Annotated in this window: 13 protein-coding genes; 1 reads left to right on the forward strand and 12 read right to left on the reverse strand. The window is 49.9% G+C overall.

Annotation, left to right across the window (positions count from 1 at the left end; translation table 11 throughout):
• A partial coding sequence (locus QVP94_RS09060) for a sensor histidine kinase (RefSeq protein WP_288213216.1) occupies window positions 1-1,209 on the forward strand: 1,209 nt, incomplete at its 5' end.
• Window positions 1,210-1,325: 116 nt separating this feature from the next.
• Here QVP94_RS09060 and QVP94_RS09065 read toward each other — a convergent pair.
• From QVP94_RS09065 to QVP94_RS09120, 12 genes are all read right to left on the reverse strand, one after another.
• Window positions 1,326-2,408, reverse strand: coding sequence for a dipeptidase (locus QVP94_RS09065; protein WP_022192417.1), 1,083 nt, complete (start codon window positions 2,406-2,408; stop codon window positions 1,326-1,328).
• A 40-nt stretch (window positions 2,409-2,448) separates the two neighbouring features.
• Window positions 2,449-3,552: a D-TA family PLP-dependent enzyme gene (locus QVP94_RS09070; protein WP_005856455.1), complete on the reverse strand. Its 1,104-nt coding sequence runs from the start codon at window positions 3,550-3,552 to the stop codon at window positions 2,449-2,451.
• A gap of 3 nt (window positions 3,553-3,555) precedes the next feature.
• On the reverse strand, window positions 3,556-4,029 hold the full coding sequence (locus tag QVP94_RS09075) for a RidA family protein (protein ID WP_005856453.1): 474 nt from the start codon (window positions 4,027-4,029) through the stop codon (window positions 3,556-3,558).
• 40 nt (window positions 4,030-4,069) lie between these two features.
• Window positions 4,070-4,591: a DUF4833 domain-containing protein gene (locus QVP94_RS09080; protein ID WP_005856451.1), complete on the reverse strand. Its 522-nt coding sequence runs from the start codon at window positions 4,589-4,591 to the stop codon at window positions 4,070-4,072.
• 18 nt (window positions 4,592-4,609) lie between these two features.
• Entirely contained in the window at window positions 4,610-5,929 is a 1,320-nt protein-coding gene (locus QVP94_RS09085; RefSeq protein ID WP_005856449.1) for a gluconate:H+ symporter, read from the reverse strand.
• Between the two features lie 63 nt (window positions 5,930-5,992).
• Window positions 5,993-7,084 carry an ABC transporter permease gene (locus QVP94_RS09090; RefSeq protein WP_022192418.1) on the reverse strand — a complete coding sequence of 364 codons (1,092 nt, stop codon included), beginning with the start codon at window positions 7,082-7,084 and terminating at the stop codon, window positions 5,993-5,995.
• Window positions 7,085-7,087: 3 nt separating this feature from the next.
• Window positions 7,088-8,173: an ABC transporter permease gene (locus tag QVP94_RS09095; RefSeq protein WP_022192419.1), complete on the reverse strand. Its 1,086-nt coding sequence runs from the start codon at window positions 8,171-8,173 to the stop codon at window positions 7,088-7,090.
• A gap of 3 nt (window positions 8,174-8,176) precedes the next feature.
• On the reverse strand, window positions 8,177-8,911 hold the full coding sequence (locus QVP94_RS09100) for an ABC transporter ATP-binding protein (protein WP_005868299.1): 735 nt from the start codon (window positions 8,909-8,911) through the stop codon (window positions 8,177-8,179).
• Window positions 8,912-9,179: 268 nt separating this feature from the next.
• The gene (locus QVP94_RS09105) at window positions 9,180-10,085 is read right to left on the reverse strand and encodes an ABC transporter ATP-binding protein (RefSeq protein ID WP_022192420.1); all 906 of its coding nucleotides are present in this window, start codon (window positions 10,083-10,085) and stop codon (window positions 9,180-9,182) included.
• Window positions 10,086-10,098: 13 nt separating this feature from the next.
• Entirely contained in the window at window positions 10,099-10,992 is an 894-nt protein-coding gene (locus tag QVP94_RS09110) for an HlyD family secretion protein (protein WP_022192421.1), read from the reverse strand.
• 27 nt (window positions 10,993-11,019) lie between these two features.
• A complete protein-coding gene (locus tag QVP94_RS09115) occupies window positions 11,020-12,306 on the reverse strand; it encodes a TolC family protein (RefSeq protein WP_022192422.1) in 1,287 nt (428 codons plus the stop codon).
• Between the two features lie 37 nt (window positions 12,307-12,343).
• Window positions 12,344-12,973, reverse strand: a complete 630-nt coding sequence (locus tag QVP94_RS09120) for a TetR/AcrR family transcriptional regulator (protein ID WP_022192423.1) — start codon at window positions 12,971-12,973, stop codon at window positions 12,344-12,346.
• Window positions 12,974-13,043: the final 70 nt, after the last annotated feature.

The raw sequence follows: 13,043 nt of genomic DNA on the forward strand, positions 1-13,043 counted from the left end.
ACGAAAGAGCGGTTGGAAATGTATATTAAGCTAAAGAACGCCGCCCAAGCGCAAGTTCAACTCAATACATTAGATAATCTGGCCAGCCAAGCGGGCGATGAGAAGTTATCGAACAATTTATTATATACCCAAGCAGGTTATTATTATACGTTCGGGCAAAACGAGCAGGGGGATGCTGCTTTCCAGAAACTGATCAACCAGTATAAGGAGAAAAAAGAATATGAGAAGGTGAACGATTGCTACCGGAACCTGATCTCTATCGCTCGTAAGGCAAACAATGCCCCACTGATGGAACGTACCTACGACAAATACATCGTATGGACGGATTCCGTAAAAGCTCTTACGGCAGAGGATAAACTAGGGGCATTACAACAAAAATACGATCAGAGCCTACAGACAATACAGGAAAAAGACGATAAATTGTCTGTTAAGCAATATATGATTGTCGGACTTATCACATTCGTGGTAATCCTGATAGCCGCCTTGCTTTTCTTGGGATTCCTTCTATTACGCTTTATTGTGCTGAACAAGAAATTAAAGAAAATCATCCAGACGACAAACGAGCATAGCGAACAACAAGCCCAATTCATCCAAAACATATCGGTTCAGATGGAGCCTACCTTGAACAAGCTTAGCGCATCCGCCAAAGAATTACAGGCGGTAGCTCCGAAGCAGGCCGAGGATGTATGGACACGGGTAGAGGCTTTGAAACAGTTTACGGTTCATATCCAAGAGCTTTCCTCCTTGGAGAATACGTTGATGGAACCGTATGAGGTTAGTTCTTTTAATGTAGGAAACTTCAGTAAGAAAATCGTGGAGAAGGTTAAAGGGGATATTCAGCCGGAGGTCAATCTCGTAACAGACGTGCCCCAATTGGAGATTAAGACGAACGCCGAGCATCTGGAGCAAGTCTTATTGCATTTGTTAAAGAATGCCGCATTATATACTTCCAGCGGTAACATCCGTCTGGAATTTAAACGGAAAGGCGCTCATGTTTGCCAATTTATCATTACCGATAATGGTACAGGCATACCGGATGATCTAAAAGAGAACTTATTCAAGCCATTCAATGAGGCGAAGGATCTAGCGCAAGGCGATGGTTTGGGATTACCCATCTGCGCACTGATGGCTAGTAAATTAAACGGAACCCTATCTATCGATAAGGAATATAAGAAGGGATGCCGGTTCGTCTTGGTATTGCAGATATAAAATAGACTCACCGTGTTTGTCTTTTTACCGCGATGCGGATGCAGTGACGCTGCAATCCAGGTTGCAGTAACACTGCATCCACATCGCGGTATCACTGCAACCCGGGTTGCAGTAGCTTATTCCGGCAAATGCTTCCGTAAGAACTCAATCCAGTTACCAGAGGCGATACGGTTGATAGCATCGTCCGTAAAGCCACGGTATTGAAGGATCGGGAATATCTTTTGGAGATCGGCGATCGTTACTAGGTCATACGGGCATTGCTCCGTACCGAAAGCACCATCCAGATCACTGCCGATAGCCACATGGTTCGCGTTTCCAGCCAATTGGCAGACATGATCGATATTGTTCGCCATAATCTCCATACCACAGTTCATGCCTCTTGGAGTAGACTCGCCTCGCACCCAGTTCAGTACCATCATCCAAGCGTCTAGGGCGATACCGATCACGGCGCCACGCTCTATCAACGCCTTGATCATCTCGTCGCTAAACTGACGGTTGTGATCTACGAAGGCCCGACAGTTGTTATGGCTCGCCCAAATCGGTCCCTTATACAAATCCAACGCATCCCAGAAAGCCTCATCACATAAATGGGTCACGTCAAGAATCATACCCAAGCGATCCATGGTACGCAACAACTCTTTCCCCATGGCATTCAGATGACCGGTAGAATCCGTACCGTTGGCATACCTTCCGGGGCCGTAATGTGCCGGGCCAACCGCCCTCAAGCCATAAGCATACGCCCTTTCCACATGATTCACCGTGATGAACGAGTCGGCGCCCTCGATACTTAATACATAACCGATCGGCTTCTTGTCGGCGGGTTCACCGTCTTTCCAAAGAGCCAGATGCGCTTCCAAGGCCTTCTTATCCCGGATCATGACCATCTGGCCCTCCTCTTCCATCGCCTTATACCAAGCGAGTTGGCCTTGGGTCTGCGCCCAAGCTTGTTCCGGGGAATGCCAACCGGGAAGTGGATTATCCGGCCCTACATAGCGACCGATCTGGGTGGCGACTACTAACCCGACGTTTCCTTTACGCAGTTCCTCAAACGATATAGTGGCGTTTCCACGGTCGGGCTTATCGGTCATACCGATTTCTCTCCGATTGATTTCTTTTAGGGGTTCACGCAAATCCCGATTCCACTCCAAAGCGTTCATGCTAAGGTCGAGATGGGCGTCGATAATAAATGGCTTATTCATTTTATTAATTGAGAGTTGATAATTGATAATTTGATTACCGTTAATAGGTGATGCGGCGTGAACGGGCAATGATAGGCCATTCGCCGATCGCCTCACGATCCCGGATCACATAAGCCTTGTCGTATAAAGCGACCGTAGGACAAATATGAACGGGAATGCCATAGAATACGGAACCTAATGGATAGAGCCGACTGTCCGGGACTTCCAAGACCAGATGCTCCTCGCTCTGGGAGATAGGTTTCGCCTCCGGATGGTTCAAGAAAAACACACGGGGCAAAGGACTTTCCGAGGCTACCGCCTTGTAACCAAGATCTACGCAAACATGATGCTCATCCAGCACGGAAATGGCCCGAGTCATCAATAAGGCGGCTACCTTGAACGGCATATCCGGATAAGCGTTTCCATACCCCCAATCCCAGAACACAAACGTGCCGGGACTGCATTCGCAATCCTTCCGCTTCGCGTACATCGGGAATGTAGGAGTACCTCCCATCACCTTTACCAATGGATAGGCAAACTTGCGGGATATCTCCCGGAACACACGTTCGGTCAAGGCGTACGCTGCATCCGCGCCTTGGCAACGTACCGATAGCTCCGCGTCATGTATATGTCCGTCGTAGCCATGCAACCCGATAATCTGCAGAGACTTCAGCGGCAGAATGGCATCCACCAGCGCCTCCGCTCTCTCCGGGAGGACTCCGGTACGATTCATTCCCACGTTCAGATCGATAAAGACATCCAAGGTGATATTCCCGGCCTCGCAAAGAGCCGAGATCGCACGGGCATTCTCCGCTTGATCTACCAAGCAGGAGTAATGGGTGGCGGGATATGCCTTTATCAAATCTAATAAGCGGGAAATCTTCGGACCTACCGGCTGATAGGCTAATAATACATCTGGGGCATTCATATGCCCCAGCATCTCGGCCTCGGCAATCGTAGCGCACTTGAACTTCCGGATTCCGGCATCCAGCAGCATGCGGGATACCTCAGCCGCCTTATTCGTCTTCACGTGCGGACGAAGCCGGTTCGTATCGCCTATGATCCTCTTGGCCAACTCGATATTGCCGGAAATACGATCCGGATAGAACGCCAAGGCAGGCGAGTCTATCCGGTCTACATTACTTATGACGTACCAATCGCCCATGGCTTATTCGTATAATTCGAACAGAGCCTCTATCTCTACAGGAATATTATCGGGAAGAGAACCGAATCCTACGGCGCTACGGGTACCTACACCGTTATCCGGCCCCCATACGGCGGCGAACAACTCGCTACAGCCATTGATCACATAAGGATGCTTTCCGAAATCGGGCGTACAATTTACCATACCCAATACCTTGATCACTCTCTTTATCTTGTTGAAGCTACCAAGGTTCGCCTGGATGGTCGCCAACATGGTAAGTCCTACTTGCTGGGCGGCGAGTTTGCCTTCATCCATCGTCAAGTCCTTACCGATACGTCCGATGATCAAGGACTTATCATTCCGCACAGGCCCGTGACCGGAAAGATACAGGTATTTGCCATCTATCACACAAGGCTTGTAAACCCCGGCCGGAGCCGGTGCGGGAGGTAAGGTCAACCCTAATTTCTCAAAATTCTCATCTGCGTTAATCATGCTCATAATTTCTTTCATTTATATGTTAGTAAAAAAATATATTGATCTATTTCCTGACTCTTTCCGTTACCGGTTGATTCGTGGCGACAGAGATTCCTTGTAGCTCTACATACTCGACGCTTAAAGGATTCTTGGAGCTGGCTTTAACGTAGAGGGATTGGAGAATCGCCTGTTGGTTGTTGATCGTTATGTAGCATACATAGCGGGAATCACGTTTGGTAATCGTCAACTGGCGGGAGGGATAAGCGGTCAATGAGCATACACAAGCATTATCACTCGCCGAGATCAGTTTATACCCATAAGCCATTTTCCGTTGGATATAGCTCAAGCCATTGGTTTCCCCCGGATGCTTTTCCCGATTGACCCAATAAACGTTCAAGGGATCATGTGTATCCAGCTTACCATCTCTCAGATTCACATCGTAACAAACCAAGTTCTTATTCACGCTTCGTGCTATATGAAAAAGCCTCCCGACCGTTGGATAAGTACCTTCCTCCGGGTCCGCCGCAAACGAGGCGACGAAAGGAAAAAGCATAATAACGATACTAAGCAGCCATCTCTTTCTCATTGCTCAATCATTCTTTTATTATACAATCATATTTAAGATCATTACCCCGATCAATCCTACGACCGACACGATCGTCTCCATGATAGACCATGAGCAGATCGTATCCTTTATGCTTAGGTTAAAATATTCCTTGAACATCCAGAAGCCGGAATCGTTGACATGCGAGAACATCAAGCTACCCGCTCCTAAAGATAAAACCATCAAGTTCGGGTTCGCACCCGTTTGCGTAACTAAAGGCATCACCACGCCCGCCGCCGTCAACGCCGCCACCGTAGCCGATCCCACGCACAAACGGATCACGGCAGAGATCAACCAACCCAAGATCAACGGATGAACGGGCAATTGCTCCAGACTTGTCGCCAGCTCATTGCTTACCCCGCTATCCTCCATGATCTGCTTGAAGATACCGGAACCCGCGATGATCAAAAGGATCATAGAGATATCTTTCACGGCCTCCCCATAGACTGCCATAACCGACTTGATACTACGTCCCTGCCGGATGCCCAGCGTATATGTAGCGAACAACAAGGCGATCAGCATTACAATGGAAGGAGCACCAATAAAAGAGACTATCCCGCTCGCCATCTCGCCCATATCCTTAAAGCAATAAGGAATAACCGTCACGATAATCAGTAAAAAGACAGGCAACGTAGCGCTGATAAAACTATTCGCCTTGCCCGGCATGCTATATCTCCCGCTATCCTCTTTCTGCTCGAACAACGTGACCGGACCGGATTTTATATGTTTCAACCGACTGCCGAACACCGGCCCGGCGATAATGATAGCCGGAATCGCCAAACATAAACCGTAGATCAGCGTAAGGCCGATATTCGCGTTGAACTGTACCACCAAGGCTACCGGAGACGGATGCGGGGGCAGGAATCCATGCGTCACGGACAACGCCGCCAACATCGGCAACCCGATATAGACCGCCGGAAGCTTGTATTTATACACGATCGAGAAGATCAATGGCACCAACAACACAAATCCGATCCCATAAAATAACGGAATACCCACGACAAAGCCTGTCACCATCAGCCCCCATTGTATATGCTTAGTACCAAAAAGCGACACCATCACGGAAGCGATCTTCTGTGCCGCTCCGCTCTCGGCCACCAACTTGCCTAGCATAGCGCCTAATACGATAATCAACGTCAACCCACCCAAGATACTCCCGATACCGTTATTCACCGAGTCCGGCAGCTTCTCCAACGGAATGCCCAAAGCGATGCCCGCCAAGATAGAGGAGATCAGAAACGCGATGAAAGCATCCACCTTAAAGTAGGATATCAAGACAATCAATAAGGCCAAACAAAGTACGACAATGATAAATGACATGTTTTTTCGCTGTATTAGTTTATAATCCGTAAACGGGATACAAAGAAAACATTTATTTCCGAACTACCCCTTTTTACGATAACTAATTACCGCTAACAGATTAAAAAAAACAGCAAATAGACAGACAATCACAAAATGTCCCCGTAAATCGGCAAAGCCGCTCCCCTTTAAATAGACCATACGTATCACCTCCACGAAATAACGCACCGGGTTCGCCAGCGTGATCTTCTGCGCCCATTCCGGCATACTGCTGATCGGCGTGAACAATCCGCTTAGCAAGGCGAAAATGATCAAGAAGAAAAACGCCGTAAGCATCGCTTGTTGCTGTGTGGACGAGAAGGAGGAGATCGCCAAGCCAAATCCCGTAAAAGCGATCAAATATACGGCGGCAAACAAATAGATCACCCCGAAACTCCCCTCCGGCACCAAGCCGTAGATCAGCCAAGCGATGAGGATCGCCACCGTCAGCAGGACAAAGCCTATCACCCAGAAAGGGATCAGCTTCGACAGCAGGAACAGGGACTTGGGTACGGGCGAGACGTTTATCTGCTCGATCGTCCCTTTCTCCTTCTCGCTCACGATATTCAAGGCGGAGATCGATCCCCCGATAATCGTCAGCAAGAATACCATGATGCCGGGAACCATATAGATCTTGTAGCTCAAGTGGGGATTAAACAGGTTAATCGAAGCCACTCCCCTGCCCGATCCCATAGAGGCGAAGCCTTTCTCCCTATTGAAATCCTGTATAATCGAGGAGAGGTAGGAGCTACCCAAGCCGCCCTTGGTTCCGTTCACGGCGTTAGCGGCGATCATCACGTCCGCCCTGCCCTCCTTACCCAAGTCCCGCTCGAAATCAGAGGGGATTTCCAGAATGATATCGGACTCATTGCTCTCCACCGAGGTCAGCGCCTCGTCGTAACGATCCGACCGGTCTGTCAGGCGGAAATATCCGGAGGATAGTACCTTATCTACCAATTGCATGGAGGTGACGGAATGATCGTTGTCCACAATGCTAAGGTTGATATTTCGCATCTCGAAATTAGCGGCAAAAGGTAAGATGATCAACTGCATGATCGGGATGATGAAGATAATCTTCGGCATGAACCGGTCCCGACGGATCTGCTTGAACTCTTTCTCTAACAAATATCGTAACATAGCTTATAATCGTATTTTAAAACGTTTCACACTCAAGAATACCAGCACGACCGCCATGAACGACAGTATCCCTATCTCCTTCAAGATCGACACGGCGGGAAGCCCCTTGATCATCACGTCCTTCACGGCGATGATATACCATTTGGCCGGAACGATATGGGAGAACCATTGCAGGATATCCGGCATATTCTCTATCGGGAACATCATGCCGCTCAACAACATGATCGGAAGCATCAAGGCGATACCGCTGATCAACATAGCCGCCTGCTGGGTATCGGCTACCGTGGAGATCAGCAGGCCCAGACAGAGGGATACGATCGCGTACAGGATGGACACGGAAACCAGCAACAGCAGGCTGCCTTTTATCGGAACGTCCAGCAGGAAATAGGATAGCAGCAAGATCGTAGCGATATTCACCATACTCAGCAATAGGTATGGGATCGCCTTGGCCAGAATGATGTAGATGGGTTTCAACGGGGAGACCAGCAGGACTTCCATTGTTCCCATCTCCTTCTCTTTCACGATGCCGATCGAGGTCATCATGGCACATATAAGGATCAAGATCAAACCCATCACGCCGGGCACGAAGTTGTAGGCGCCTTTCATTTGAGGGTTGTAGAGCAAAGTGGTAACCGGGGTCACGGCTTTACTCTCAACCGCCGACTCTCCTTTCAACTGTTCCGCGATGATCGCCGAGCAATAGGCGATTAGCTGCGTGGCCTCGTTCGGATCGGTAGCGTCCGCCAAGACTTGTACTTGGGCATCGGCCGTGGAAGCGTACCCGGGGGGGAAGACAACTACGACGTGTACCTTTCCTTGCCGAAACAAGGCCCCGGCATCCTCATAGCTATCGACGGTCGTATACAGCTCGAAGTACTCGCTGGCATTCAAGCGGTCTGTCATCTTCAGTGTCAGCTCATCCCGGCTTTGGTCGAAAATAGCGATCGGCACACGCTTGATCTCGGTCGTGATGGCATATCCGAACAAGATGATCAGGATAACGGGCATGAGCAAGAGGATCATTGTCGTGCGTGCATCCCTGAAAATGTGATAGAACTCCTTTCTAACAAAGGATATGAATTGTTTCATCGTTTATTCTCCTCTCGTTGCTTTTCGAGCCAAGGCGTGGAAGACTTGGTTCATATTCGTTGTCTTAAAATCCCGCTTCAAGGCGGAGGGACTGTCTAACGCTTCGATCTTTCCGTCTACCATGATGGAGACACGGTTACAATACTCCGCCTCATCCATATAATGGGTGGTGACGAAGATCGTAATCCCCCGGGCGGCGGCCTCATAGATCAACTCCCAGAACTGGCGGCGGGTGACGGGATCGACGCCTCCGGTAGGCTCATCCAAGAAAACGATCTTGGGCTCATGGATGATCGCCACGGAGAAGGATAGCTTCTGTTTCCAGCCCAAGGGCAGGGAATCGACCAAGGTGTTCCGCTCCTTTTCCAGCCCGAGGATATCCAGCAACTCATCCGTTTTCTGGGACAGCTGCCGTTTAGACAAGCCGTAGATACCGCCGAAGAGACGGATATTCTCCCATACCTTTAGATCGCCGTATAGGGAGAATTTCTGGCTCATGTATCCGATATTCCGTTTGATGGACTCGCTCTCCCGGTAGACATCGAAACCGGCTACCCGGGCCTCGCCGGATGTCGGGACCGACAAGCCGCAGAGCATACGCATGGCGGTGGTCTTCCCTGCCCCGTTTGCCCCGAGGAAGCCGAATATCTCGCCCGGCTCCACCTCGAAACTGATATGATCGACGGCGGTGAAGGTGCCGAAACGTTTGGTCAGTTGTTTTACTTCTATCGCTTTCATTTTTTATCCTTATTTCATAATTACAATGCCGCATTTCCCCAAGATTCGACCTCGCGCCCAATGCGAGGCCCCGCATTTCCCCGAGATTCGACCTCGCGCCCGACGCGAGCCCCGCATTTTCCCGAGATTCGACCTCGCGCCCGACGCGAGCCCTCGCATTTTTCCGCAATTCGACCTCGCGCCTGACGCGAGCCCCGTATTTTTCCAAGATTCGACTTCGCACCCGACGCGAGGTCGAATCTTGGGGAAATGCGACACATCCCCTCTCTTACAAGGCCATGAAACAATCCTCAACGCTTGGCTCAAGGCGTTCGATGCTTACGTCCGCGTAACCTTTGCCTTTCAGATATTCCTGTAATCGCCTCATGACATCCTCCCCATCCCTCCTCAACGTAAGATGATGAGCATCTCCAAAAGCGAAACACGAGTTTGTATCCGGGAACTCCCGCAAGTCTCCCAACAACTTATACATCGACGCGCATCGCACCGCGTATAGCCGCCTATCGAATGAGGTACGGATACCTACCGGCGTATCGATAGACAGGCATTCCCCAGAACGCACCAAAGCGATACGGTCGCAACGGGAGGCCTCATCCATATAAGGCGTAGAGACAAGTATCGTAATGCCTTGCCGTTTCAGACGATCCAGCATATCCCAGAACTCAGAGCGGGAGACAGGATCGACCCCCGTCGTAGGCTCATCCAAGAACAAGACATCCGGACGATGGATCAAGGCGCAACTCAAAGCCAGCTTCTGCTTCATACCACCGGACAGCTTCCCCGCCCGCCGATGCTTGAACGGCTCTATCTGCCTATAGATATCCCGTACCAGATCGTAGTTCTCCTCGATCGTCGTATTGAAGACCGTAGCGAAGAAGTTCAAGTTCTCCTCTACTGTCAGGTCTTGGTAGAGCGAGAAGCGGCCGGGCATATACCCTACCCGCCGGCGGATCTCCTTCAAGTCTTTCACCACGTCCAAGCCGCAGACAGAGGCGGTACCGCTATCGGCCAACAACAACGTGGTCAGGATACGAAACAGGGTGGTCTTTCCCGCCCCATCCGGACCGATTAACCCGAACAACTCACCGGAGCCGATCTCCAGCGACAGATCCCGCAAGGCCTCCACCCCACCATACCTCTTCGAAATATGATCTATATAAATTCCATTATCCATTATTAATTATTCATTATTCATTAAAAGAAGTTTCCCCATATTGCCCGATCTTCAGATAACCATCGTTGCGGACGGCGATCTTGATGGCATATACCAAATTAGCCCGTTCGTTCTTCGTCTGGATACCTTTCGGGGTAAACTCGGATTTATCGGAGATCCACGTGATCGTACCGGGGTATTCCCGGCGATCATTCCCATAGTCGGCGAAGACCTTGAGAGATTGCCCTAGTTTCAGGTGGGATAACTGATCCGCCGTCACATAGGCACGGAGATAAAGCAAGTCCGTATCGGCGATCTTGTAAAGCGGTTTGCCTGCCGCCGTCACCTCTCCCGGCTCGGCGTATTTCACCAATACCGTACCGGTCTGGGGATTGAGGATACGGCTTTTCATCAGTTGATCATCCAATTGCATGATCTGGTATTGCAGGCCCTCCGCCTCGGCGTCGGCACCTCCCGTCGTCTTGCTTAAGGAGGAGTATTGGGCATCCAGTTGTTTCTGGAGATATTTGATGTTATTCACGATATCGTCCAGTTGCTTTTGGTTACCCGCTTTCGCACGCACCAAATTCTCTTGTCGCTGTTGCTCGGTCTTAGCCGTGGCGATTTGTTGTTCCAAGACAGCGATCTGCTTGCGGATATCCGGCTTGCGAATATCTACCGAGCGAAGGCTGGCAGAGAGTTGCATCTTCCGCAGAAAAAGCTGGGTGCTATCCACGTAACCCACGATGGCGCCGGCATCCAAGCGATCGCCCTCCTCTATATTCAGTTCCATGATCTTTCCGTTGGCTTCCGAAGATACCAAGATCTCGGTTGCCTCAAAGGTACCGGAAGCGTCAAAATCATTGTCTGTATTACCGCAAGCCGTCCATAGAAGGCTGCATAAGCTGATAAAAATCAAATGTCTCATAAATCAATTGTATTTGTCATACTCTATTTAATTCGTTGTATACATATAATTATAAATGGTCATCAAGCGCTGTACACGGTGCGCCGCGGCGGCTTGCCGGGCCATGTCCTCGGCGTTGATCTCCCGGATTAGGTCCGTGACGGAAATCACGCCATTCTCCAGCTTCACCTCCGCCGCCTGCTTGATGCTTGTTCTCAGACGGATGATATCGTCATCGGCACGCATCAGGTCCGTCATTTTCTTTATCTCCGTGTTTTGCTGCAAAAGTTGCAGGCGGGTATTGAATAAGAAGGTCTCCCGTTGCACATCAATCTGGCGACGGCTTACCTCGATCTTCCTCCGGTCGTTCTTCAGCGTGTACAACTTCCCCAGATTCCAAGAAAGACGGACACCGGCCACATAATAAGGCTCGAAACTATCCTCCAGCATGTTCAAGCCCGGCCGGCCGTAACCACCTTGTACGAAAGCTCCGATACGAGGCATCAAGCCCGCCGTTACCTGCTTGTTTTGCGTCTCGATCCATTCGCTCTTAGCATCCAAGGCCCGTAATTCCGGACGGTTGATTTGCGTGGACAATGAACGCTCGGGTGACTCCGGAGTCTTCAAGACGACTTGATCCGTCAGCGGTTTATTGATAAAGGTCGCCAACATCTGCCGATATGCCGTGCGAGACGCTTTTAGCTCAATCTCATTTTGGCGGGCATTCAGCAGTTCCACTTCCATACTTTCCAGATCCGATTGATTCGCCACGCCATTGTCCATCATCGCCTTGATACGCTCGATATTGACCTGCAACTCTTTTTGAAGCAAAGCGTTCTGACGTATCAACTCGTCTTGCAGCAGGCAACCGAAGTAGATTTGATTCACCCGGTCGTTCAGCGCATACAACTCACTTTCCAATTGCTCCCGGTTGGCGATCGCCTCAGCACGAGTCAAGGCACGGGCCGAACGGGTGCTACCGCCGTCCCAAATCGTCTGGTCCACCTGCGCCACGACTTGATACTGATCCTTGCTCAAGCTAGGGATCTCAAAGCCGGGAAGAAGCGAGGAGATCTTATCGCCATCCAAAGGCAACTTCGTCACGTCGCTCTGATAGCTTGCCTTACCGCTTACCGAAAGCTGGGGAAGCCAAGCCTTGCCCACATTACTCAAGCTATAACGCTCCGTCTGATCGATCAAACCCATTTGATGAATCTGCGGATAATTCGCCCTCGCCCACTCGTAACATTGGGTGATCGTGACCGATTCCTGTCCGCTAACCCTTCCGGCATAACCCAACAGGCTAATTAACAATAATACATATACACCTCTCATATACTCTATGATATGTTTATTAAATTGAACAAATCCATCATCTGGCATCCGGGACCATCAGCTGGGTTATTACCTCGACGATCAAATCCCTGCGCCTATCCATATATTCCTCAAACCGCCCCATATCGTTATCCCAAAAAGCCGCCGCTAGTGGCTTGCGGATCAACAACGGGAAGACCACTAGGCTCACCAAGGTCGAAACCAAATCTATGACCGGCATCTTCCGTAGAAGCCCCTTGTCCATCTCCTCCTCTATCTGACGACGAAGACGCAAGATGGGCTGTATTTTTTTCGGATCTTTCAGCACGGTCTGGAATAAACGTTCCGGATCTCTATTTAACTCGCCCACCACAAAATTCGGGAACATCGGGTTCGCACGAACAATTCCCATATACAGATCAACGATCACCGGCATTTTCTCCAGCATCGTACTCTTCTCATCCAAAACCCGATCGATGTTCGGCAACAATGAAGAAAGCAATTGCCCGAAAATAGCGTCGAACAGAATCTCTTTCGTCCTATAATAATAATGTAAGGCCGTCCTGCCAATACCCACTTCTGCCGCCACGTCACTCATGGTAGCCGCCTCGTACCCCTTTCGGACAAACACTCGCTTCGCCGCTTCTATGATGCGAGACTCCATCTCATTCATATCTTTCGCTTCCATAATAAAATGTTATTTTTTGTTTTGTCACCATTGTTTGTCATTATTGTTTGACACATGCGTCAAAAGTAGT

This window comes from Parabacteroides sp. CAG:2 (assembly GCF_000436315.1).
Classification (GTDB): domain Bacteria; phylum Bacteroidota; class Bacteroidia; order Bacteroidales; family Tannerellaceae; genus Parabacteroides; species Parabacteroides distasonis.